At 43.3% G+C, this 22849-nt stretch carries 24 protein-coding genes; 14 read left to right on the top strand and 10 right to left on the bottom strand.

Going from position 1 to position 22849, the window contains the following annotated elements:
- Positions 1–61: 61 nt before the first annotated feature.
- The 4 genes from SWP_RS13750 to SWP_RS13735 form a co-directional block, all read right to left on the bottom strand.
- Entirely contained in the window at positions 62–865 is an 804-nt protein-coding gene (locus SWP_RS13750) for a DUF4198 domain-containing protein (protein WP_020913139.1), read from the bottom strand.
- 105 nt (positions 866–970) lie between these two features.
- Positions 971–1492, bottom strand: coding sequence for a DUF2271 domain-containing protein (locus SWP_RS13745; RefSeq protein WP_020913136.1), 522 nt, complete (start codon positions 1490–1492; stop codon positions 971–973).
- 5 nt (positions 1493–1497) lie between these two features.
- Entirely contained in the window at positions 1498–2028 is a 531-nt protein-coding gene (locus SWP_RS13740; protein WP_020913135.1) for a PepSY-associated TM helix domain-containing protein, read from the bottom strand.
- Between the two features lie 159 nt (positions 2029–2187).
- Entirely contained in the window at positions 2188–2490 is a 303-nt protein-coding gene (locus SWP_RS13735) for a LysR substrate-binding domain-containing protein (RefSeq protein WP_020913134.1), read from the bottom strand.
- 101 nt (positions 2491–2591) lie between these two features.
- On the opposite strand from SWP_RS13735, the gene SWP_RS24465 reads away from it, so the two are divergent.
- Together SWP_RS24465 and SWP_RS13725 are read left to right on the top strand one after the other, a co-directional pair.
- A complete protein-coding gene (locus SWP_RS24465; protein WP_338057175.1) occupies positions 2592–2987 on the top strand; it encodes an alkyl sulfatase C-terminal domain-containing protein in 396 nt (131 codons plus the stop codon).
- A 77-nt stretch (positions 2988–3064) separates the two neighbouring features.
- A complete protein-coding gene (locus SWP_RS13725; protein WP_044555930.1) occupies positions 3065–3319 on the top strand; it encodes a hypothetical protein in 255 nt (84 codons plus the stop codon).
- 52 nt (positions 3320–3371) lie between these two features.
- Here SWP_RS13725 and SWP_RS24870 read toward each other — a convergent pair whose 3' ends face one another.
- The 3 genes from SWP_RS24870 to SWP_RS13710 all read right to left on the bottom strand — a co-directional run bounded on the left by SWP_RS24870 (position 3372) and on the right by SWP_RS13710 (position 6144).
- Positions 3372–3995: a HupE/UreJ family protein gene (locus SWP_RS24870; protein ID WP_020913129.1), complete on the bottom strand. Its 624-nt coding sequence runs from the start codon at positions 3993–3995 to the stop codon at positions 3372–3374.
- A 264-nt stretch (positions 3996–4259) separates the two neighbouring features.
- Positions 4260–5198 carry a ribosome biogenesis GTPase YlqF gene (gene ylqF / locus SWP_RS13715; protein ID WP_020913128.1) on the bottom strand — a complete coding sequence of 313 codons (939 nt, stop codon included), beginning with the start codon at positions 5196–5198 and terminating at the stop codon, positions 4260–4262.
- Between the two features lie 106 nt (positions 5199–5304).
- A complete protein-coding gene (locus SWP_RS13710; protein ID WP_020913127.1) occupies positions 5305–6144 on the bottom strand; it encodes an isopenicillin N synthase family dioxygenase in 840 nt (279 codons plus the stop codon).
- Positions 6145–6526: 382 nt separating this feature from the next.
- On the opposite strand from SWP_RS13710, the gene SWP_RS13705 reads away from it, so the two are divergent.
- Positions 6527–7438, top strand: a complete 912-nt coding sequence (locus SWP_RS13705) for a bifunctional methionine sulfoxide reductase B/A protein (RefSeq protein WP_020913126.1) — start codon at positions 6527–6529, stop codon at positions 7436–7438.
- Between the two features lie 73 nt (positions 7439–7511).
- Here SWP_RS13705 and SWP_RS13700 read toward each other — a convergent pair whose 3' ends face one another.
- Complete coding sequence (locus SWP_RS13700) at positions 7512–9071, bottom strand: SulP family inorganic anion transporter (protein ID WP_044555929.1); 1560 nt, start codon at positions 9069–9071, stop codon at positions 7512–7514.
- 128 nt (positions 9072–9199) lie between these two features.
- Positions 9200–12559: a ribonuclease E gene (gene rne / locus SWP_RS13695; RefSeq protein WP_020913124.1), complete on the bottom strand. Its 3360-nt coding sequence runs from the start codon at positions 12557–12559 to the stop codon at positions 9200–9202.
- Between the two features lie 599 nt (positions 12560–13158).
- Here rne and rluC point away from each other — a divergent pair.
- The gene (gene rluC / locus SWP_RS13690) at positions 13159–14118 is read left to right on the top strand and encodes a 23S rRNA pseudouridine(955/2504/2580) synthase RluC (protein ID WP_044555928.1); all 960 of its coding nucleotides are present in this window, start codon (positions 13159–13161) and stop codon (positions 14116–14118) included.
- Complete coding sequence (locus tag SWP_RS13685; RefSeq protein WP_020913122.1) at positions 14115–14762, top strand: HAD-IA family hydrolase; 648 nt, start codon at positions 14115–14117, stop codon at positions 14760–14762. The genes rluC and SWP_RS13685 overlap by 4 nt, the downstream gene beginning before the upstream one ends.
- A 106-nt stretch (positions 14763–14868) precedes the next feature.
- Here the strand turns inward: SWP_RS13685 and SWP_RS13680 are convergent, their stop codons facing one another.
- Positions 14869–15450, bottom strand: coding sequence for a Maf family protein (locus SWP_RS13680; RefSeq protein WP_020913121.1), 582 nt, complete (start codon positions 15448–15450; stop codon positions 14869–14871).
- A gap of 248 nt (positions 15451–15698) precedes the next feature.
- Between SWP_RS13680 and SWP_RS13675 the strand changes: the two genes are divergently transcribed.
- From SWP_RS13675 to fabF, 9 genes are all read left to right on the top strand, one after another.
- Positions 15699–15899 carry a hypothetical protein gene (locus SWP_RS13675; protein WP_044555927.1) on the top strand — a complete coding sequence of 67 codons (201 nt, stop codon included), beginning with the start codon at positions 15699–15701 and terminating at the stop codon, positions 15897–15899.
- Positions 15900–16257: 358 nt separating this feature from the next.
- On the top strand, positions 16258–16782 hold the full coding sequence (gene yceD / locus SWP_RS13670; protein ID WP_020913119.1) for a 23S rRNA accumulation protein YceD: 525 nt from the start codon (positions 16258–16260) through the stop codon (positions 16780–16782).
- 17 nt (positions 16783–16799) lie between these two features.
- Positions 16800–16970 (top strand): 50S ribosomal protein L32, encoded by a 171-nt coding sequence (rpmF, locus tag SWP_RS13665; protein WP_020913118.1) that lies wholly within the window; start codon positions 16800–16802, stop codon positions 16968–16970.
- Positions 16971–16985: 15 nt separating this feature from the next.
- Complete coding sequence (plsX, locus tag SWP_RS13660; protein ID WP_020913117.1) at positions 16986–18014, top strand: phosphate acyltransferase PlsX; 1029 nt, start codon at positions 16986–16988, stop codon at positions 18012–18014.
- Between the two features lie 10 nt (positions 18015–18024).
- On the top strand, positions 18025–18984 hold the full coding sequence (locus SWP_RS13655) for a beta-ketoacyl-ACP synthase III (RefSeq protein WP_020913116.1): 960 nt from the start codon (positions 18025–18027) through the stop codon (positions 18982–18984).
- A 43-nt stretch (positions 18985–19027) separates the two neighbouring features.
- Complete coding sequence (gene fabD / locus SWP_RS13650) at positions 19028–19954, top strand: ACP S-malonyltransferase (protein WP_020913115.1); 927 nt, start codon at positions 19028–19030, stop codon at positions 19952–19954.
- Between the two features lie 9 nt (positions 19955–19963).
- Positions 19964–20710, top strand: coding sequence for a 3-oxoacyl-ACP reductase FabG (fabG, locus tag SWP_RS13645; protein WP_020913114.1), 747 nt, complete (start codon positions 19964–19966; stop codon positions 20708–20710).
- Between the two features lie 159 nt (positions 20711–20869).
- On the top strand, positions 20870–21103 hold the full coding sequence (gene acpP, locus SWP_RS13640) for an acyl carrier protein (protein WP_011496723.1): 234 nt from the start codon (positions 20870–20872) through the stop codon (positions 21101–21103).
- Between the two features lie 200 nt (positions 21104–21303).
- A complete protein-coding gene (gene fabF / locus SWP_RS13635) occupies positions 21304–22542 on the top strand; it encodes a beta-ketoacyl-ACP synthase II (RefSeq protein ID WP_020913112.1) in 1239 nt (412 codons plus the stop codon).
- Positions 22543–22849 lie beyond the last annotated feature (307 nt).

Below are 22849 nucleotides of genomic sequence, written 5' to 3'. Positions count from 1 at the left end.
ATGAATTAAGGCGCCCCGGGAAGATGGCGCTTTAAATAAGCTTGGAGGCCTTGCGTTAATATTATTGCACTACATCGAAGCTTCTAAATAATTCTATCGAGCGCTGGTCTGCACCAGTGTCATTCTTTAACTCAATTGAATGTTCAACAGCGATAATATAACGGCCTGTACTTGAGGGGGTAAATGCGACCTTGCCGTTATCATCGGTGAAAAGTTCAATTTGCTCAAACTCGCTATCATAAATATTATTCAAGCTCTTAATTGAAAATTCGGCATTGTTCAATGGTTGGTTATTCAAGCTTATAGCAAAGCTAATTTCGTCACCGACCCGATACATATTAGGATGTTTCGAGCTGGTTAGAGTGATGCCTTCTTCTTGCTGAACGATTTTAGGATCTGAAAAACCGTTATAACTGATGTAAGTTTCAGTTATCATCTGTTTTTCTACTGTTTTCTCAATTTTCACATTTTCTGGGAGCTCGTTGTAGCGACTTTTTGGCAAGTTAACTTTATGTTTCTTACCGTCAGCATCTCGATAAAATGTGAGAAATACCTGCGTCATTGGGCTTCTGAAGTAATATGTTCCCTTTTCTGAAAAGTCTTGCTCAAATACCTCTTTGTTTTGACCACTAAAAGCAGCGTCGAGTTTAGCTTGTACTCCAGTTGGGGAAAGCACATTTAAGTATTTTACTTGGTGGTTTGCTTCGGCAATAAATGCATCTGCAGAGCGCGCTACGTCAAGGCTATACACAGTTTGCTCGTCAGAGTTGAGTTCAAAACTGCCGCTGTTGATCCAAACTTCATGTGCATTGGCTGCGCTACTTGCGCCAGTGATGAGGAGGGCGGTAATTAATACTTTTTTCATTTTAATTCCATAGAGTGATTAACCTCCTCAATTCTATGTTTAGGCTCGTGAACCAAATATCACTGAGTCTCCTTTTTAAGCTAAATTGGGTTTAAACAATGACGTTTAGTGATATTCGACGCAGAAGATGTTGACTTCTGTAGTGCCGTTCACACAGCTTTTGTTTTGTTGTTGGGGTGGCATGCTGATGTTAAGAAGTTCTCTTTTACCGTTTTCTCTCACGACTTCGAGCCAATATTGATGTACGTGAGTCATTGCTTTATCGGGTAGTTCAAAAACAAATTGGTGTAGGCCTGGTTTTACAGTTGCAGCGGTTATTCCATCGAGCTTTTCACGTTGGTAACGTGCGATAAAACGCCAGAAAGATTTGAGATCTCTTAACCATTTGCTATCTGCACGTAGTACTTTTAGCGGTGTGTATTGCTTATTGGGTAAACTGTACCAAAGGGCAAGGTAGGGCTTTTCAGTCAGGGTATTAAATTGGATTACATCGACTTGTATCGACAATTTATTATTTGTGCCATCGCTGAGACTGAGTCTATGAAACTGCTGTGGCTGTGCAGACAACGCCGCTGGGGACAGGAGCAAATAGAGCGTGCAGAGTATTTTTAGCGGTTTGATATTCATTAGTTTTAGGCCATAGTGATGAGTGCAACAGTGCTTGCTGCTAATAGATATAAATAACGTCTGCGTTGCGCTTTGTGTTTTAAACTCAACCAAGTCCCGCTGATACAGATAAGCATGATAATCGCTGCTATTACATCTGAAACTAGCGTCCATAATGCAGGGGTATGCCTATTTTGGTGTAACTCGTTGAGCATAGCGATTACCCCAAAATTTGTATGTATGACTTCTATGACACTATTTTCATTATCAATGTAAAGATCTGTTCGCTTACCTGGACTGGCGATCGTCAGCTCGCTATTAGCGAGTAATTGTTTCGCTTGTGATTGAGACAGTTCGATATTATTTGCAGTAAGCGCAATGATATAGGTACTTGGTTTATGTTCAGTGACTGAAATGTGCTGCTGCTTTACGCTTGCTTCAGTCGAAAACCATGTTGGGTGATTTAAGCTGATAGCGGTAAAGCAGAATAAGAATAGAAAGGAGAAACAGATGAGAGACAGATAGATGTGTATTTTTCGCAGTAACTTACTATTCATATTGGTTTGTAATGGCTTTGCGGCATTGCAGATAGGCTAATTCTACTTAGACAAGTTCAAGCAATGATCAATCTAATGCTAGATTTAAAACAATTATGATCAATTGGGCCTGAAAATATGAATACATGGCAGATTTAGGCCGTAATACTATTAGCCTGTTTATAAGCTCGCCGCTTTAGCACATAGCCCTCTAAACCAGCGATGACTGGGATCATTAGTGCGAGATGAGTGCCAAAACATCGCCACTTCAATAGGATCTGTTAAGAATGGGTTTTCAAGAGGCTTAAGGTTGTGGATCTGAGTGTATTGCGCGACTGCGGCTTTTGGTAACAAGCCGATATAATCGGTGCGCATAATCACCGGGAGCATCTCCATAATACTGCTGGCTTGCCATGCTACATTGCGCTGACCGAGTATGCCTTCACCTTGTATTCCGAATCGACCTTGAAGATATGGAACCAAGACTACTTAAAGCTAAGGCTTTGCGTGAGCTCGGCTATCGTGAGACAAACAACAACTGGCGTAATTAGTACCTTACTTCAGCTCAAGAACTTGACGGTACGATTGATTATTCGAAGAAAATTAACCTTCAAGCTCCGGATCTAATGGCTGAGTTCCAGCCAGCGCAGCTGGTTAATGCACTTCGTTTTGGTCTAAACGCTGATCGTAGCCAAGATAAGCACTTCACCGTAGCGTTTGAGTTTACAGATACAGAAGAAACGCACGCAGTTGAAATACGTCGCAGTGTTGCCCAGTTCCACAAAGACTTTGAAGGTGCAGCTAAAGCAACGGTTAGATTAACCAAAACTGTATTCTTAGGGATGCTAGTGGGTAAAGTTGACTTCACTAAAGCGGTTAAAGAGGGTTACATCAAACTAGATGGCGATGCGAACGCCGTGCCGGAGTTCTTCAGTTTGTTTGACAAGCCAACCGAAAATCCAAAGGTGACGTTACGCTAATCGTTAGATTGGATAATGCCACTCATTAAGAGTGGCATTATCTTTTTTAGGTATTTTAGTATTTATAGGGCAGCATTATGAGACAGGTTATCGTTTTAGTCATTACGCTTTTTATCAGCACTTTTACTTGGTCATGTGGTAATCACGTTGATTTTTCTACGCCACATATCCATGATCACGAAGCGTTACTGCTTGCGGCTGCACAGCCAAATCTGGAGGCGCCTAAAACCATTAACTTGAGTGATATTTTCGACGGTGTGTTAATAAAAACAGATAGTGTTGAGGAGACTGTTGAGCATCAACATTCGAAAGAGGATAAGCATCATCATTAGGCGTTAAAAACGCCTATTTTTACTGATGGTAACGCAATCCCTGGTATTTAATTCAGTGACACTTTAAACACTTAACAGCAGGTATCCACCAACAACTGCTATCACTCCGCCAGATGAACGAACAAAACGGTTTCGCGGATCTTTGTCCTGCATCGCAATACCAAGTATCACCCCAGCAACATGTATTGCTGACGTACCACAGATAAACCCCAGCAACATGTATTGCTGACGTACCACAGATAAACCCTAGAACATAAAGGGCTGGCTGTGCAAGTTGCGGCATTTCAACACCATGAGCATGACCATGAAATATGGCGAAAGTAGCGACAAATGCCATTACCAGCCACTGAGGTATTCTTTTATCGATTGCTAAAGCAAGACCTAAAAGTAAAACAGATGCTGCAATTCCAAACTCTACCAATGGAATAGGAAGTGAAAGCAGGCCTATGATCCCGCCACAAAGCATGAATAGCACAAATACTGCAGGTACCGCCCAGATGGCTCTGCCGCCAAGTTTAGTACTCAAGATCCCTACACATATCATTGCTAGCATGTGATCAAACCCGAGAACTGGATGATTAAATCCAGAGATAAAACCGCCGCCAGCATGAACCTCATGGGCTTGTGCAGGTAGAGCAAAGAAAAGTGCAAGGAAAAACAAAGTTATAAAACGCATTATCATAATAATCCTTTATATGATGGACTGAGAAAGACAGCTGCAATCTACACCACATTTATGATGTATAAATTGATATACATCAATAGCTTGGCAAACATATTACAAGCATTAATGGCATGTTAGGGAGTGTTACTAGCATTGATGGGTATGAGGTAAGCCCCCCATTTTTTGCGAGAGGCATAGTGGTTAGTATTGTCGGTACTAAATAATGGCTAATAAAAAAGCGCCAAGAGGGCGCTTTTTATAAATATAATAAACCATTTATTTATGGCGTTTACCAGCTCGCTTAAGCGCTTCATTTTCTTTACGCGCCTTCTTTTTCGCTTCTTTCTCAGCCATGATTTTAGCGACTTCGACTTTCTCAATCTCTGCCATCGCCGGGGTTTCAAGTGATAGTAAGCCCATTTTGCCTGAGCGGAACTCATGTAATACTAACTCTGATGCTTTGTGCAGATCGATACGTCCACCAGGACGCATTGCACCGCGTTGACGACCAATCGCTTCAAGCAGCTCGATATCAGTATCGGGCAGTTCTGTTAACTTATAACGCTCTTTAATCGCTTCTGGGTATGCTGCTAAGAAGTATTCAGCCGCAAAAATAGCGACATCTTCATAATCCATTGCGGTATCCTTGATAGCACCAGTAATAGCTAAGCGGTAACTGCTTTTATCGTTGTCGACCTTTGGCCATAAAATACCTGGGGTGTCAGAGAGCACGATACCGTTGCGCAAGTTAATACGCTGCTGGGTTTTCGTAACTGCTGGCTCATTACCGGTTTTTGCAATGGTACGACCGGCTAAGGTATTAATGATGGTCGACTTCCCTACGTTAGGGATCCCCATAATCATGGTGCGGATATCTTTTTCAATTTTGTCGCGACTAGGGACAAACTTGCGACAAAGATCTGGGATCTTCTTTACCTGAGCTGCTTGCAACGTGGTGATTGCCATGGCCTTTACCCCTTGCTCTTGCTCAAGGTATTCAATCCATTGTTGAGTGACGATAGGGTCAGCCAGATCAGATTTATTCAGTAGTTTAATACATGGTTTATCACCACGTAGTGAGGACACCATAGGATTTTCGCTACTGTATGGAATACGAGCATCTAGCACTTCAATGACCAGATCCACTTGAGGCATAACCTCTGCGATCTCTTTTTGTGCCTTATGCATGTGCCCGGGGTACCACTGAATTGCCATCTGCTTGCTCTTTGTTCGAATAACGATATGGAGGGGATTTTACCTTGTTGCGGTTAATTTTAACAAATAAAAAGCGCCCTAAAGCGCTTTATTAGCCGTTTAAGCGTTAAATAACACCTAATTCACGCAGACGTTCCATCAAATAACTATCGGCAGTGTAGTTTTCCGATAGTTTAACCTCAGGTTTAGGATGCAAAAACAACGGTAAAGAGACGCGTGCTTTGGTCATATCGCTGCCTTCAGGGTTTATCACTCGATGGCTGGTTGATGGGAAGTACCCGCCAGAGGCCTCTTGCAGCATATCGCCGATATTGATGATGATATTACCAAAATCACTAGGTACATCAATCCAAGAGCCATCCTTTAATTGTACTTGTAACCCAGGTTCATTTGCCGCCGGTAATACGGTCAATAAATTTATGTCTTCATGGGCTGCGGCGCGAATAGCACCGACTTCTTCATTGCCAGACATGGGCGGGTAATGCAGAACACGTAACAGTGTCTTATGACTGTCTTCTATCATCTTTGGCAATGCCATCGAAAACTTATCCTTTACCTCTTGTGGCGAGTGCTGCTCGACCCAATCGAGAAGCTCTGCAGCCAGGCTATTGGCACTGTCGTAGTACTTCAATATATTGGCTTTTAGCTGTTCTGGAATACGGCCCCAAGGGTAGACATGATAGTACTCTTTAATATCTTTGACCGTGTGGCCTTTGGCTGTTTCTGATATTTCAGCTGGGAAGAATCCATCTTGAGTTTCTGGCTTAAATAAAAAAGCTCTTTTCTCTTCAGTATTGAAGAAGGCTTGCCACTCGCTGTAGATATCTTCAACCAGTTGTTTGTCAATGGGGTGGTTGCTTAACACGCCGAACCCCGTGTCTCGCAGTGATTTTACAAATTTTTCAGCACTGTCTGCCGCTTTATAATCAATCGTCTCTAGTTTCATATTTTCTATTCTTATTTTTAGTTAACCCGAGGCAAGTTTAGCGGCGCTGCTATATCGACGCAATCACCTGTGAGCTAGATCACATTCGTTATTGTTTTTCACAGTGAAAAGTGAACCGTGGGAAAAGGTTATTGCAATAGATATTAATGCGTTAGCAATCAACACCCCCCGCTATTATACTGCCAAATAATTTGAAGTTTTTTTAATTAATGAAGAGTAATCACATTGTTTTTTAGCATTATTGACCGAAATAGTTCATCTTTATGTTATCTGCTCGCTGAAATTAATCGGGTTAATAAACTAATTTGGCAATAGATGAATGTAATTTGTTTTATCTAAGGTCTATATGATCAAGTCATTCGGTATAGATAGAGTAGTTCTCATGCGCAAACTTACAGATTTTGAAAAACAGGTAATAGAACAAAAGGGCACTGAAAGACCCTATAGCGGCGAGTATTATCAGCATGATGTAAAAGGGGTCTATTGTTGTAAAAAGTGTGATGCTCCTTTATATCGCTCTGAGAGCAAGTTCAATGCTCACTGTGGTTGGCCAGCCTTTGATGACGAGATTAGCGGCGCGGTAAAACGCAATATTGACGCAGATGGCCGCCGTGTTGAGATTGTGTGTGCTGAGTGTGAAGGGCACCTTGGCCACGTTTTTGAAGGAGAGTTTCTTACCCCTAAAAACGTAAGACACTGTGTTAATTCAGTATCGATGGTTTTTAAGTCTGCTTTAGAGGTAGTTGCACCGGTTAAAAAAACTGAACTGGCAACATTTGGTGGCGGATGTTTTTGGTGTACGGAAGCTATTTTTAGCACTCTAGAAGGTGTAAACAGTGTCGTTTCAGGTTATGCGGGTGGGAGCGCTACGGACGCTAATTACCGTGCCGTGTGCAGTGGTATGACAAGTCATGCTGAGGTGGTGCATATCGAATTCGACCCTGATGTTATTAGTTATGAAAGTCTACTGGCAGTATTTTGGCAAAGTCACGATCCCACCACCTTAAACAGACAAGGGAACGACAGCGGGCCGCAGTATCGTTCGGTTGTTTTTATTCACAGCGATAAGCAAGCTGAGAGTGTTAATGCGATGATTAATACATTGACCAAAGCTTGTGTCTGGCAAGATCCTATAGTCACTGAAGTCGCAGCTTTCGATGGTTTTTATCCAGCAGAAGATTATCACAATGACTATTTCGAACTTAACGGCGAGCAGCCTTATTGCAAAATAGTGGTAAAACCCAAAGTGGATAAAGTGAAGGCATTGTTTGCTGAGTTGCTTAAAAGTAATTAATCACGACAAATTTATAGATAAAAAAAGACGAGCCTTACGCTCGTCTTTTTTGTGTGATTAATATACTCGATTTTTACGAATCGAGCTTATCGTCCGCTACTTTGTAATGTGGATCTTCGATTAAGTTAACTTCAACTAAATCACCTGCTTTATGCAACAACTCTTTACAGTCGTTACTTAGGTGACGCAGGTGCAGTTTTTTACCCGCGCTTACATAACGCTCTGCAAGGGTATCAATAGCATCAAGTGCTGAGTGGTCACATACACGTGAGTTTTGGAAATCAACAATCACATCTTCAGGATCTGTCTTGGCGTGAAACAGCTCTAAAAACTCAGCGACTGAACCAAAGAATAGTGGGCCATTAAGTTTATATACTTTCCAGCCATTCTTGTCTTCACTGATCTCTACATTGATATGTTTTGCATGTTCCCATGCGAACACAAGTGCCGATACGATGACACCAACAAATACGGCGAACGCGAGATCGGTAAATACAGTTACGATTGTCACTAGGATAATCACAAAAGCATCGTGCTTAGGTACTTTGCGCATAACCTTAAAGCTAGCCCATTCAAACGTACCTAAAACCACCATAAACATTACGCCGACAAGTGCCGCGAGTGGGATCATTTCAATCAGTGATGAACCAAACAAAATAAACGCAAGCAGTGCCACTGCAGCGGTTATTCCTGATAAACGGCCACGTCCGCCAGAATTAATGTTAATCATTGACTGACCAATCATCGCACAACCACCCATAGCGCCAAAGAAGCCGCTCGTGATGTTACCGACGCCTTGACCAATACACTCTTTATTACCTCGGCCACGAGTACCTGTCATCTCATCAATAACAGTTAGCGTTAGTAGTGACTCAATAAGACCAACAGCAGCAAGGATTAGTGAGTAAGGCAAGATGATGTAAAGTGTTGCCAGGCTAAATTCTACCGCTGGAATAGAGAATGTTGGTAAGCTACCAGCAATGGTTGCGTGCTCATCACCACTCATTGATTTCAAGAAATCTAATACGGTACGCGTATCAAGATTCAAGAATGTGACTAATAAGGTTACCGTTAAAATAGCCGCTAAAGATGACGGTATTGTCGTGGTCAGTTTTGGTAAGAACTGAATAATCGCCATCGTCAGCGCAACAAGCCCTAACATCAGTAATAACTGATCCTGTGGTAGCCAGCTCATTACACCGTTTGCGTCAGGAGTTTGGAACTGTCCTAGCTGTGCTAAGAAGATGACAATAGCTAAACCGTTTACAAAGCCTATCATTACCGGGTAGGGCACTATTCGGATAAATTTACCGAGCTTTAGTACACCAGCCGAGACTTGTATAAGACCTGCTAGCACGACAGCAGCAAAAAGATACTGTACGCCATGTTCAGCAACTAGGGCGACCATCACCACTGCCATCGCGCCAGTAGCACCTGAAATCATGCCTGGGCGACCACCAATGAGTGCGGTAATTAATCCCATGATAAAGGCGGCATATAAGCCAACCATAGGTTCAACACCTGCAACGAATGCAAATGCAACAGCCTCTGGAACTAAAGCAAGGGCGACGGTTAAGCCTGAAAGTAAGTCAGCTCTTGAACTGGCAGTTTTGTGACGAATGAGATCGAACATTTAGCCTCTGTTAATTGTTTGTTGATTGATATATGTCTGGGCGCGCATACTACCAAAATTAAGCTAATTTTAACATAAAAAAAGCCATGCTCTTCAGCATGGCTTTTTCGATACTGCTTTACTCTAGATTAGGTACGAGACATATCTGAGTTAGCGCTATTTGCAACACGTGGTTTCACGTCGTTATTTTTTTCAGATGCTTCATATTGACGACCTGTAGGTGTTTCAATATTTTCTCTGACTTCAACAACAGGTTTAGTCATTTCTGACATCACCATAGAACCGAATCGACTCGCTGGTTTAGCTTTAGTGGCTGGTTTTGCTTCCGCAGCGGGTTCCGCAACAACCTTTTCGATAGTTTTTGCTTCGGTAGGCTTAATTGCAGCAGGTTTTGCCATCGGTGCCGATGCCGCCTTTGAGCTGGCCGCTGTTTCTACAGGCTTGGCTTTAACTGGCGCTTTAGCTTTTGCTGGCTTAGCCTTCACAGCTTCTGTTTTAACTGGCGCTTTAGCTTCTACTGGCTCAGCCTTCACAGCTTCTGTTTTAACTGGCGCTTTAGCTTCTGCTGGCTCAGTCTTCACTGCTTCTGTTTTAACTGGTGCTTCAGCTTCTGCTACTGGCTCAGCCTTCACAGCTTCAGCTTTAATAGGAGCTGCAGCTACTGGAGCCGGCGTCTCAACAATAACTTCTACAGCAGGCTCAGACACTACAGCGGCTTCAACAGCTTTAACTTCTGGGACATCTACTGGCTTAGGCTCAACGTTAACTGTTGGCTTAAAAGCTGGTGAAGTGTTCATCGCAGAAGAGCTTGCAACAGAGCTTGCTTTTGCTGGCTGTGGTTTTTCTACTTTAGCTTCAACAACTTCTACGTTATCAGCCTTAACAACTTCAGCTGTTGCAGTTGCTTCAACTTTAGCTTCAACGACTGGTGTTACCGGCGCTTCAACATGAGTTTCTATCGCTTGTATAGATTCAATGTCTTCGTTTGGTGTAAATACAGCTTCTGCGGCATTTTCATCACCTTGCTGAGTGTCTTCATCACGACGACGACGTTGACCAGCAGCGCGAAGATGACGAGGACTACGACGACTTCTACGTTGACCTTCACGAGGCTCACGAGACTTATCATCGGCAGGCGTTTGTTCAGCGTCAGCTGACTCAGTTGCTTCGACTGGCGTCGATACTGATTCTGCTTTAGGCGCTGCTTGTTTTACTGTACTTGCTTCTGTACTAGTTGCTTTATCATTTGCAACGGTTTCGACATTAGCTGAAACCTCTGCAGTGACTTCAGCGTTTTCAACTGCTTCAACCTTTGCTCTTGGCTTACGAGGCTGGCGCTTAGGGCGGGCTGGCTTATCGTCAGCTTTCACTTGTACAGGTGCTTCAGTATTCGCTACAACTTCTTTTACTTCTTCTTGCTCATTACTTACACGCACTTTACGACGCATGTTGCGACGTTGACGACGCTCTCGTGCAGCTTCTTGCTTAGGCTCAGCATTTTCGTTGTTAGCCTCTGCTTGCTTACGAGGCTTCTCATTGCGTTGTGGGCGTTTATTATCATCTTGAGCTTTTGAACGGTTGTCATTAGCGTCATTACGATTGCTCTTATTACGCTTGTCTTTATTTTGCTCGTTGCCATTACGATTCTCGTTGCGGCCTTCGTTGCGGCCTTCGCTGCGGTTGCGACGAGGGTCATTACGACGATTATTGTTACGACGGTTATTGTTACGAGACTGACCGTTACGGCTTCCTTTGTCTTGCTGTTTAGGCTCAACTTTAGGCTCTTCGTTGCTAGCAAATAGCGAACTGATTGCAGCAGCTATCTTAGCAAACAGACCTGGCTCGGCAGCTTTAGCTGGTGCTGGTTTTGTTTCGACTTCAACTGGAGCGACTTTCTTAGGTGAAGAGAAACCTTTAAGAGCTGGTTGCGGTGGTGCTGCGCGCTCGAGCTTACGAGGTTCGTATAGCTTAGCCTCTTCTTGCTCAAGTAGCTTATAGCTAGACTCGCTGATCTGATCATCTTTACGATGACGAACAACTCGATAATCTGGTGTTGTCATGTTTGGATCTGGGATCACATACACTTCAACATTGTGGCGCTCTTCGGTGATACGAATCGCTTTACGCTTTTCGTTCAGTAGGAAGGCTGCAACATCAACAGGTACAATCGCTTCAATTTGTGATGTGTTCTCTTTAATTGCTTCCTCTTCCATCAAGCGTAAGATGGAAAGTGCAAGTGACTCAGTACCACGAATAGTGCCTTGTCCATGACAGCGAGGACAAAGGTGAGCGGCAGACTCTTCTAAAGAAGGGCGTAGACGCTGACGTGACATCTCCATCAAACCAAAGCGTGAGATACGGCCTAGTTGAACACGAGCTCTGTCGTGGTGCACGGCATCTTGCATGCGCTTTTCAACTTCACGTTGATGGCGAACGGGCGTCATGTCAATGAAATCAATAACGACCAAACCACCTAGATCACGCAAACGTAATTGACGTGCAATCTCGTCAGCGGCTTCTAAGTTAGTGTTCAGTGCCGTCTCTTCAATATCTCCACCTTTAGTTGCTCGGGCAGAGTTAATATCGATAGAAGTTAGCGCTTCTGTTGGGTCGATAACAATTGAACCGCCAGAAGGTAAACGCACTTCACGTTGGAATGCTGATTCAATCTGCGTTTCAATTTGGAAGTGGGTAAATAGTGGAACTTCAGCATCATAACGCTTAATACGTTCAACAAAGTCTGGACGTACTAATGAAACGTGCTCCTTGGCTTGCTCATATATACGAGGGTGATCAATAAGGATCTCGCCAACATCACGACGTAAATAGTCGCGAATAGCGCGAACAATCACGTTACTTTCTTGGTGGATTAAGAATGGCGCTGGTGCACTTTCAGCCGCTTCTTTAATTGCAGCCCAGTGATGTTGTAGAACTTTTAAGTCCCATTTTAGCTCTGCTGGGTCTTTACCAACACCTGCAGTACGAACAATAAGGCCCATACCTTGTGGAATATCAAGCTCTGATAGTGCAGCTTTTAGCTCTGTGCGCTCATCACCTTCGATACGACGAGAAATCCCGCCTGCACGTGGGTTATTTGGCATTAAGACTAAGTAAGAACCAGCAAGGCTGATAAAGGTTGTTAGCGCAGCGCCTTTGTTGCCACGCTCTTCTTTATCAATTTGAATGATGACTTCTTGGCCTTCTTTAACCACTTCCTTAATGTTAGGACGGCCTTGGAAAGAGTAACCTTTTGGGAAATATTCGCGAGCGATCTCTTTAAGCGGTAGGAAGCCATGGCGATCAGCGCCATAGTCAACAAAAGCAGCTTCTAAAGACGGCTCAACACGAGTGATCGTTCCTTTATAGATGTTTGCTTTCTTTTGTTCGTGACCTGGGCTTTCAATATCTAGATCGTATAATTGTTGCCCATCAACAAGGGCTACGCGCAACTCTTCAGATTGAGTTGCATTGATTAACATCCGTTTCATGATGACTTAATTCTTCTTTATAAAGGTCATCAAACGATACTTCTTTCACTGCATTACGGGCCTAGGATTAAAAAACAGGACCTCACGGTCAGTCTCTAGGCAAGGTGCGCATTTGCTGTTAGACGCATTCGCTGCGTGTCGCATCCTATTTATGGCTTATTTTTTAATGTTTACAAAAACAAGGAATTCGTTGTAAAAACGTCAACCAACCCCATAAATTCTTAAAATACTTTCCAGTAATGCCAATTCGAAATGGTAGCGTCTGACGACGAGTTAAAATTATTCTTCGAAATTGGGACGTTTAGAGCAGAGAAACCAGTTGTAAGTTGGGTTTACGTTTTGATTTAGTCGTGAAGGTCCATTTATTGACCTTTTGATTAATACAACGACCTGTAAATCAATTATTTACTATCAAACAGTAAACATTTTTAGTCTCATGCTTTAACGTAATGCTTCGGGGACTTGTGAACACTTTATCCACTAATTATCCCAGTTAGCGGGAGAAATATAGCAATAATAGATAAAATCAGCAATTGAAAAGGCACAATTCTTTTCACTTGTTGTACAATACGTCGCAACGAAACACATAGCGGCGCAGCATGAATACTCCATCTCCAAAAGTAGAAGTTCGAATGGTTACCATTGATGAGGACCATACCGGACAGCGTATAGATAATTTTCTATTAACTAAGTTGAAAGGCGTCCCTAAAAGTATGATCTATCGGATTGTACGAAAAGGGGAGGTTAGGGTTAATAAAAAACGCATCAAACCTGAGTACAAATTACAAGATGGAGATGTCGTTCGAATCCCGCCTGTGCGAGTCTCTGAGTCTGAAGGTCGACCTGGACCGTCAGCAAAATTAACTAAGGTTTCTCAGCTTGAAAATCGAATTATCTACGAAGATAAATTCATTATCGTACTGAATAAACCATCAGGAATTGCGGTGCACGGTGGAAGTGGTGTTGATTTCGGTGTGATTGAAGCAATGCGCTCGCTACGAACCCAGCAAAAATTTTTAGAACTGGTACATCGCTTGGATAAAGATACATCTGGTCTTTTATTGATTGCCAAGAAACGCAGTGCACTTAAGCACCTGCATGACCAGCTTCGATATAAAAAAATGCAAAAGGATTACCTTGCACTTGTGAGAGGTGAATGGCAAAAGCATGACAAAGCCGTCAAAGCGCCACTATTAAAGTTAACGCTTAAGTCTGGTGAACGTATTGTTAGAGTGAATAAAGAGGGGAAAGAATCTGAAACCCGCTTTAAAATTATGCAGCGCTATAGTGATGCAACGCTGGTACAAGCAAGTCCAATTACCGGTCGTACTCACCAAATTCGTGTGCATTGCCAATATGCAGGCCATCCTATCGCTTGTGACGAGAAATACAGTGAGCAGAAATTCGATGATTCTATGCGCGCGCATGGATTAAATCGTTTGTTCTTACATGCAGCTCAGCTAAGGTTTATTCATCCTGACACTGATGAAGTTATGCAGGTAAAGGCACCTCTAGACCCTATCTTAGAATCAACCTTGAGTAAGCTTAAAAAAGTATGAAACCCTACGAGTTAGTTATTTTTGATTGGGACGGAACCCTAATGGATTCTGTCAGTAAAATTGTTACCTGCATGCAGCAAATGGCAGGCTCATTATCACTGAGTGTTCCTAGCGAGCAAGCGGTGCGTGACATTATTGGTTTGTCGATGGATGAAGCTCTTAAGACGCTTTACCCCTTGTTAGACAAAGCCGACTTTGTTCCAATGATTGCATCATACAAAGATCATTACTTAACGCTCAATACCACTCCGAGCCCACTATTTGATGGCAGCGAGAGACTGCTAACTGAATTGGCAGCAAGAAACTACCGCATGGCGGTGGCGACAGGCAAAGGCCGAAATGGCTTAAATCGTGTGCTAGCAGAAACTGGCTTGGGTCATCATTTTGAATCTAGTCGCTGTGCCGATGAATCAAAAAGCAAACCCAACCCAGATATGCTGCATGAGCTTTTAGAGCAACTGAAAGTAGCACCAGAGCGAGCGGTGATGGTCGGGGATTCGCTACATGACTTAAACATGGCTAATAATGCGGGCATAGATGCAGTAGGGGTAAGCTATGGAGCGCATAGCGTTGAAAAGCTAATCACTGCAAAGCCTAAAGCCATTATTACTGAACCGTTGGGACTGCTAACTCTACTGAAGTAGTGGTCTTATTATCTTAATGCTCATTTAAAGCTGTATATCGAAGCACTGGCTAGAAAACAGATGCTTCGACTGCAACATACTAAGTTTTAAAGCTTAGTATGTTGTATTACAGTACTGTAATACCTTGTCGCTGCAGCAGATCGATAAGTGAAATTAGCGGCAGACCGACTAATGTATTTGGATCTTTTCCTTCTAGTTTTTCAAAAAGCGCAATACCTAAGCCTTCACTCTTAAAACTACCAGCGCAATAAAATGGCTGTTCTATATCGATATAATGGTTAATAGCCTGTTGGCTAAGCGTTCTAAAGTGGACGACATACGGCTCGACTATAGCCTCTACTTCACCACTTTCAATATTATGTACTGCAAGGCCTGTATAAAAGGTTATTGCCTGGCCACTGGCTTGACTGAGCTGTTCTATTGCAGTTTCACGATTCATTGGCTTACCAATAATCTTATCGTTAATCACGGCAACTTGGTCTGAACCAATAACAACACCTTCTTTGTATTTATCGGCACCAGCTGCGGCTTTAAGTTTTGCCAGCCTAAGGACCAAGTTAACAGGTGTTTCATTTTCTAAAGCTGTTTCATCTACTTCAGGCGAGCAGCAACTAAAAGTCAAATTGAGCTTTTCTAACAATTGTTTTCTAAATGGTGAAGTTGAAGCCAATATAAGCGGCTTTGACATGAATTTGCCTTTCTATAGGTACGTTATAAAAGTTAATTGGGATTTTCGCTAAAAAAAGCAAGTATATGCAAGCGTTATTACGACAAATAGGAACTTGCACCTGAAGTTCATGGTCACTTAAGTAACTAGTGTTGGTCTATTTGTGTCAATATTTACGGGTTAATGATGTATTGGTGTCATAGTCAGCAGTTGTACAGTTTGCACACGCTATTGTGTGGCGGTATTCAACAGCTACATTGGAGATCAATATGTTTAAGTTATGGGTTGCTATTTTAATCATGCTCAGCGTTGTGGTTCACTTAAGTGGAGAGGTTAGCAGACCGTTTTACCCGACCATCTTATTTGCAATGGTATTAGGGGCTGTGGCTAGAGAGGGGATCGCAAAGCTTGATCATACGATTGTTAATTGGGTATCTAATGCTGGTAAAGATGAGCGGAACGTAGTTTAACGATGGTATTGTGAAGCTAGTTTTATCTATCTAGGTTTGGTCGCGTTAGCTTGCGTTAGGCAACCGCTGCAGATTGGCTGATTAAATCGTATGCCTGATAGCTATTACAAAGCCTATGCAGTTGAGTAAATAGCTAAATTCAGCACAAGACTGCCATTGTTATCACAAAAATAGCGTGGCCGACGAATTTACGAACACTTAAACTCACTTCCCGCTGAAATTTAATGTCATGGGCCTTGGGTTTCTTGTACAATGTGGTTACCTAACAACTCACGTTAGCTGAATCTAACAGCTGTTCATCACCTTGGAAGTATAAGGGTGTTGACTTCTGCTAAAATTCACCTAAAATGCGCGCCTTATGCAAACAGTAAAGATACCGGTTTCAATTGATCCCGTTCGCGCTTCCGCCAGTCAACTTTCTTATGAAGGTTTGGTGCCCGGTAAGCAGTTAAAGCGATTAAATGAATTATGTGCCGGCGACTGTTCTGATGTGGCAGTGTCGCTTGAATGTGGCGTAGATATACAGGGGATAGTCTACCTTAACGGGAAGGCTGTGACGGAGCTCACTCTGAATTGTCAACGTTGTATGACACTATTTACCACTGAGGTTACGGTCGAGTTTAGTTTTGGTCTTTGTAAGACTGAAGCTGAAATCGATGAGCTCCCGGATGCGTATGAGCCAATTGAGTGCAATGAAATTGGCGAAGTCCGTCTACATCAATTGATCGAAGATGAATTGATAGTTGCTATGCCTTTGATTGCCATGCATGAGAATGAAAATTGTCATCAAGGTAAACAAGATGTAGTCGTAGGCGTGATTGAACCCGCTCAAGAGGAGCGTCCAAATCCGTTTGCAGTGTTAGAAAAACTGAAGAGCAAGTAATCTAGGAGACAGGTCCCATGGCAGTACAACAGAACAAAAAATCTCGTTCAAAGCGCGGTATGCGTCGTTCACATGATTCTTTGAGCACAGCTCAATTATCAGTGGATGCAACGAGTGGTGAACTTCACCGTCGTCACAACGTGACTGCGGACGGTTTCTACCGTGGTCAAAAGGTTATCAACAAGTAATTTGTTGAGACCCTGATGACAAATCTGACGCTTGCGTTAGATGCGATGGGGGGCGACTTTGGTCCCCGCATCACAGTGCCTGCAACTTTGCAGGCACTTCGCTTAAATCCCCTCTTAAAAGTTATTCTCGTGGGCGATCAAGTCCAGATCGACGAATATCTAGTACCTGCTGAACCAGAAATCAAACGCCGAATTGAGATTAAACATACAACCGAAGTGGTGACTATGTCTGATCGACCTGTTCACGCCTTAAGAAATCGTAAACAAAGCTCAATGCGTATAGCAATAGAGTTAGTGCGGGACGGTAAAGCACAAGCTTGCTTAAGTGCTGGCAATACAGGTGCGTTAATGGCAATGTCTAAAGTATTGCTTAAGACATTACCAGGTATAGACCGGCCTGCGCTAGTTAGCTGCTTACCTGCTGTTAACAATACGCCTGTTTATTTACTCGATTTGGGGGCAAACGTCTCTTGTGATTCTGAAACGTTATTTCAGTTTGCGGTGATGGGTTCGGTACTGAGCGAAACGGTTGATAAAACAGTTTCGCCAAAAGTCGCGTTGCTTAACGTGGGTATTGAAGAGATAAAAGGTAATGACCAGGTTCAACAAGCGGGTCAATTACTGCAACAAATTCCCCAAGTAAACTACACTGGTTTTATTGAAGGCGATGAGATCTATTCTGGTAATGTTGACGTTATTGTTTGTGATGGCTTTGTCGGTAATATTACCCTTAAAACGTCAGAAGGTATTGCAAGGCTGCTTACCCACCAATTGAAAAAAGGTCTGACGGAAGGCTTCTTTGTTCGAATTCTCGCCAAAATAATAGCACCACGTATTCATTCTTTGCTAAATCAGATGAACCCCGACCACTATAATGGAGCAAGTCTGATAGGATTGCGCGGAATTGTAGTAAAAAGTCATGGGTGTGCAGACGAAGCTGCTTTTTTACAAGCGATATGCTTGGCAGTGACGGAAGCACAACGTCGACTCCCACAGATGATCGAAGACCGTCTTGAGTCGATTCTTTTAGACATTAATAGCTGATAAATTCCTTATGCATACAAAAATTCTCGGTACTGGTAGTTATCTACCGGTACAAGTGCGCAGTAATCAAGATCTTGAAAAAATGGTTGAAACCACCGTTCAATGGATAGTCGAGCGCACAGGTATTTCAGAGCGCCGCATTGCAGCTGCTGATGAAACAGTGGCTACAATGGGTTATCAAGCAGCTGTCAAAGCTATTGAAATGGCTGGTATTGATGCAACTGAAATCGATATGATTGTTTGCGGCACAACCAGTGCGAGTAATGCTTTCCCTGCAGCAGCTTGTGAAATTCAAGCAATGCTAGGTATCCATACCATTCCTGCATTTGATATTGCAGCAGCTTGCTCTGGTTTCGTTTATGCACTATCTGTTGCTGATCAATATGTAAAATCAGGTGCGGCGCGTAATGTACTGGTGATTGGCGCTGATGTGTTATCACGCTTATGTGAGCCAGAAGACCGATCAACAATTATATTGTTTGGTGATGGAGCTGGCGCTGCAGTTGTTGGCGCAGCAACTGAGCCAGGTATTATTTCTACACATATCTATGCTGATGGCCGCCAAGGCGATTTGCTGAAGTGTTCTATACCGCCGCGCAAAGGGGAAACCTCTGAAGCTGTGGGTTATATGACAATGAAAGGTAACGATGTGTTTAAAGTTGCTGTTACGCAATTGTCCCATGTCGTGACTGAAACATTACGTCAAAACAACATAGAAAAATCTGATATTGATTGGCTAGTGCCACATCAAGCAAACTTTAGAATTATTAAAGCTACCGCAAAGAAATTGGACATGAGTCTTGATAAAGTTGTACTGACTCTAGCTAAACATGGTAATACGTCCGCTGCCTCTGTGCCTATTGCACTTGATGAGGCCGTAAGAGATGGTCGTATCCAGCGTGGTCAAATGATATTACTCGAAGCCTTTGGTGCAGGATTTGCCTGGGGAAGCGCTTTGGTGAAGTTTTAACTGCCGTATTAACGGCAAGACGTAAATTGGAAGGTATTTGAATATGGAAAACACCGCTTTTGTATTCCCAGGTCAAGGCTCCCAAGCTTTAGGCATGTTAGCTGAATTGGCTGAGTCCCAACCTGTTGTTGCTGAGACATTTGCTCAAGCTAGTCAGGTTCTCGGTTATGATTTATGGGAACTGGTTCAACAAGGCCCCGTTGAGACACTTAACGAAACCGATAAGACACAACCCGCTCTACTCGCGGCAAGTGTCGCTATTTATCGTGCTTATATAGCTTCTGGTAAGACTTTACCAAAAGTAATGGCTGGACATAGCTTAGGTGAGTACTCTGCGCTAGTGTGTGCAGGTGTGATTGACTTTGAAGCGGCAATTAAATTGGTAGAGCTTCGTGGTCAGCTCATGCAGCAGGCGGTACCAGCGGGTACGGGTGCCATGTTTGCAATCATAGGCTTAGACAATGATGCGATTGCTAAAGCGTGTGAAGAAGCTTCACAAGGCGACGTGGTCAGCCCTGTAAATTACAACAGCCCAGGCCAAGTTGTCATAGCGGGTGAAAAAGCAGCAGTAGAACGTGCGGCGGCATTATGTAAAGAAAACGGTGCAAAAATGGCGGTTGCTTTGCCAGTCAGCGTACCGTCTCATTGCCAGCTAATGAAACCTGCTGCAGACAAGCTTGCGATCGCACTTAATGATATTGAGTTCAGCGCTCCTTCAGTAACAGTGTTGAATAATGTTGATGTTGCCAGCCCAGTTGCTGAGCAAGAGATTAAAGATGCATTAGTTCGTCAACTTTATTGCCCAGTAAGATGGTCTGAAACTGTTGAACTGATGGCATCACAAGGTATAACCGATCTGTTTGAAATTGGACCTGGAAAGGTATTAACAGGGCTCAGTAAACGTATAAATCGTTCACTAACAGCAAAAGCAATTAACGATGCTGCGTCTTTCGCTGCATTGACCGAATAAGGAAATCTGATGAGCATAAGTTTTGATTTAACAGGTAAAGTAGCCCTAGTAACAGGCGCTAGCCGTGGTATTGGCCGAGCCGTTGCAGAAACATTAGTGTCTGCTGGTGCTGTAGTTATCGGTACTGCAACCAGTGAGCGCGGCGCAGAAGCGATCCAAGCTTACTTAGGTGATAACGGCCATGGTCTTGTTTTAAACGTGACCGATGGCGACTCTGTTAAAGCCTTGTTCGCAACGATTAAAGAAAAAGCAGGTGATGTTGACATTTTAGTTAATAACGCCGGTATAACTCGTGACAATTTGTTGATGCGAATGAAAGATGATGAGTGGCAAGATATCGTTGACACGAATCTGACTTCATTGTTCCGTACTTCAAAAGCGGTCATGAGACCTATGATGAAAAAACGTCACGGACGCATCATTAATATTGGCTCTGTGGTAGGCACCATGGGCAATGCAGGCCAAACTAACTATGCGGCTGCTAAAGCTGGTTTGATAGGATTTACAAAATCTCTTGCAAGAGAGGTTGCATCTCGTCAAATAACAGTGAATGCTATTGCTCCTGGATTTATCCAGACAGATATGACAGATGAGCTGACAGAAGACCAGCAACAAGCTATTATGTCGCAGGTGCCAATGGAAAGGCTTGGTCAGGCGCAGGAAATTGCTAACGCAGTCCTCTTTTTAGCGTCAGACTCTGCCGCTTACATCACTGGAGAGACTCTTCATGTGAATGGCGGCATGTACATGGTTTAAAGGGAACGACAGGCTATTGCCTCCTTAGGGAGGTGATCTGCATCAATAGTGAGCCAATTTTGTGGTTAGACCACAAAGGTTAAGCTTGCAATGTCTGTCAAATTCAATAAACTACTCGAAATCTTGCGCAAGTGCGTAATTTGAATAGGAAAGAAAACAATGAGCAACATCGAAGAACGTGTAAAGAAAATCATCATCGAGCAACTAGGTGTTAAAGAAGAAGACGTTAAATCAGCAGCATCTTTCGTTGACGATTTAGGTGCAGATTCTCTAGACACTGTTGAATTGGTTATGGCTCTAGAAGAAGAGTTTGATACCGAGATCCCTGATGAAGAAGCAGAAAAGATCACTACTGTTCAAGCAGCGATCGATTACGTTTCTAAGAATCAGTAATCTAGAATTTCTGAAAACAGGCGGCATTTATGCCGCCTGTTTTTGTTTCTGAAAGCCGCTGGTTGATGTAAGTCTTAAAGCAATATTCTCCTCGCTTCCGCTACAATATACCAATCAGGCTAGGCTCATGAAGCTGTTGGTAGTTCAATTCGATAAGTACTATCATAACAATTCATTTTTAATAAGATAAAGGTGATAGCGTGTCTAAACGTCGTGTCGTCGTAACTGGCTTAGGCTTAGTTAGCCCTGTGGGCAATACAGTAGATTCTACCTGGAAGTCTCTTGTTTCAGGTAAAAGTGGGATCGCACCCATTACCAAATTTGATGCTAGCGAGTTCACGACTCGCTTTAGCGGTTCTGTTAAAGACTTCGATGTCGAGCAGTACATGTCACGCAAAGATGCTCGAAAGATGGATCTTTTTATCCAATATGGCATGGCAGCAGGGATCCAAGCGATGGATGACTCTGGTCTAGAGATGGATAAACTGGACCCTACTCGCGTCGGAACCGCTATTGGTGCAGGTATGGGCGGAATGCCTTTGATAGAGCAAAACTATGCAGCATTGATGAAAGGTGGGCCGCGTAAAGTGTCACCATTTTTCGTGCCAAGCACGATTATCAATATGATTTCAGGTCACCTGTCGATTAAATACGGCATGACTGGACCTAACTTTGCGGTGACTACGGCTTGTACCACTGGTGTTCACAATATCGGCTTTGCGGCGCGTACAATCGCTTATGGCGATGCAGATGTTATGGTGGCAGGTGGAGCGGAAGATGTGACTTGCCCATTAGCTGTCGCGGGTTTTGGTTCTGCAAAGGCACTGTCAACTCGCAACGATGATCCACAAGCTGCCAGCCGTCCGTGGGATAAAGACCGCGATGGTTTTGTTATTGGTGACGGTGCGGGTGTGATGGTCATGGAAGAGTATGAGCATGCTAAAGCACGTGGAGCGACCATTTACGGTGAGCTCGTTGGTTTTGGCATGAGCGGTGATGCATTTCATATGACGTCACCACCAAGTGACGGTGCGGGCGCAGCCGCTGCTATGGTCAATGCTATTAATGATGCAAAAATTGCTCGTGAAGCAATTGGCTATATTAATGCCCATGGCACATCAACTCCAGCAGGTGACAAGGCTGAAGCTGCTGCGGTTAAATCAACTTTTGGCGACCATGCCTATGATTTAGTGGTTAGCTCGACTAAATCGATGACAGGGCACCTGCTAGGAGCTGCAGGCTCGCTTGAGGCCATTGTGACGTTATTGGCGCTTAAAGACCAAGTCATTCCGCCTACTTTGAATCTAGATAATCCAGATGAAGGTTGCGATTTAGATTTTGTACCGCATACCGCGCGAGTTCTTAAGTTTGACTATGGTCTGTGTAACTCCTTCGGTTTTGGTGGCACTAACGGCTCACTGTTATTTAAAAAAGTCTAGTCAAAATATGTTAGTTAGAAAGCGCCTTTTAGGCGCTTTTTTTATGCCAAAATCTCTCCCAAGAACCAGAATTATTGAGGTTATACCAATCAGTATAAAGATTTGATCGCTCAGCGAGAGTTTAGCGGTTTTGAGGTAGTGCCTTAAGCATGCTAGGCCATGTGGTTAACAATGAATGACGAGCATAGTGAGACTTGCTTCAAGTTCATTAACGCAGCATCAAAGCCGCTAGAACTCATTGCTAAGGAGCGTTTATGGCTGCCAACTTCTGTGTTGAATAAACTCATAAGGGAACAAGCATTATGTC

The organism is Shewanella piezotolerans WP3 (assembly GCF_000014885.1).
Classification (GTDB): Bacteria; Pseudomonadota; Gammaproteobacteria; order Enterobacterales; family Shewanellaceae; genus Shewanella; species Shewanella piezotolerans.
Note: the sequence above shows the minus strand (reverse complement) of the source record. Positions and strands in the feature narration are given on the sequence as shown.

Excerpts from the sequence above, each read along its gene's own strand:
- SWP_RS13655 (WP_020913116.1), top strand. The coding sequence starts at position 18,025 with ATGCATACAAAAATTCTCGGTACTGGTAGTTATCTACCGGTACAAGTG.
- plsX (WP_020913117.1), top strand. The coding sequence starts at position 16,986 with ATGACAAATCTGACGCTTGCGTTAGATGCGATGGGGGGCGACTTTGGT.
- rluC (WP_044555928.1), top strand. The coding sequence starts at position 13,159 with ATGAATACTCCATCTCCAAAAGTAGAAGTTCGAATGGTTACCATTGAT.
- SWP_RS13725 (WP_044555930.1), top strand. The coding sequence starts at position 3,065 with ATGAGACAGGTTATCGTTTTAGTCATTACGCTTTTTATCAGCACTTTT.
- SWP_RS13675 (WP_044555927.1), top strand. The coding sequence starts at position 15,699 with ATGTTTAAGTTATGGGTTGCTATTTTAATCATGCTCAGCGTTGTGGTT.
- yceD (WP_020913119.1), top strand. The coding sequence starts at position 16,258 with ATGCAAACAGTAAAGATACCGGTTTCAATTGATCCCGTTCGCGCTTCC.
- SWP_RS13750 (WP_020913139.1), bottom strand. The coding sequence starts at position 865 with ATGAAAAAAGTATTAATTACCGCCCTCCTCATCACTGGCGCAAGTAGC.
- SWP_RS13700 (WP_044555929.1), bottom strand. The coding sequence starts at position 9,071 with ATGTTCGATCTCATTCGTCACAAAACTGCCAGTTCAAGAGCTGACTTA.
- ylqF (WP_020913128.1), bottom strand. The coding sequence starts at position 5,198 with ATGGCAATTCAGTGGTACCCCGGGCACATGCATAAGGCACAAAAAGAG.
- SWP_RS13705 (WP_020913126.1), top strand. The coding sequence starts at position 6,527 with ATGCGCAAACTTACAGATTTTGAAAAACAGGTAATAGAACAAAAGGGC.
- rpmF (WP_020913118.1), top strand. The coding sequence starts at position 16,800 with ATGGCAGTACAACAGAACAAAAAATCTCGTTCAAAGCGCGGTATGCGT.
- SWP_RS13710 (WP_020913127.1), bottom strand. The coding sequence starts at position 6,144 with ATGAAACTAGAGACGATTGATTATAAAGCGGCAGACAGTGCTGAAAAA.
- SWP_RS13740 (WP_020913135.1), bottom strand. The coding sequence starts at position 2,028 with ATGAATAGTAAGTTACTGCGAAAAATACACATCTATCTGTCTCTCATC.
- fabD (WP_020913115.1), top strand. The coding sequence starts at position 19,028 with ATGGAAAACACCGCTTTTGTATTCCCAGGTCAAGGCTCCCAAGCTTTA.
- SWP_RS13685 (WP_020913122.1), top strand. The coding sequence starts at position 14,115 with ATGAAACCCTACGAGTTAGTTATTTTTGATTGGGACGGAACCCTAATG.
- SWP_RS13680 (WP_020913121.1), bottom strand. The coding sequence starts at position 15,450 with ATGTCAAAGCCGCTTATATTGGCTTCAACTTCACCATTTAGAAAACAA.
- fabG (WP_020913114.1), top strand. The coding sequence starts at position 19,964 with ATGAGCATAAGTTTTGATTTAACAGGTAAAGTAGCCCTAGTAACAGGC.
- acpP (WP_011496723.1), top strand. The coding sequence starts at position 20,870 with ATGAGCAACATCGAAGAACGTGTAAAGAAAATCATCATCGAGCAACTA.
- rne (WP_020913124.1), bottom strand. The coding sequence starts at position 12,559 with ATGAAACGGATGTTAATCAATGCAACTCAATCTGAAGAGTTGCGCGTA.
- SWP_RS24870 (WP_020913129.1), bottom strand. The coding sequence starts at position 3,995 with ATGCGTTTTATAACTTTGTTTTTCCTTGCACTTTTCTTTGCTCTACCT.
- SWP_RS13745 (WP_020913136.1), bottom strand. The coding sequence starts at position 1,492 with ATGAATATCAAACCGCTAAAAATACTCTGCACGCTCTATTTGCTCCTG.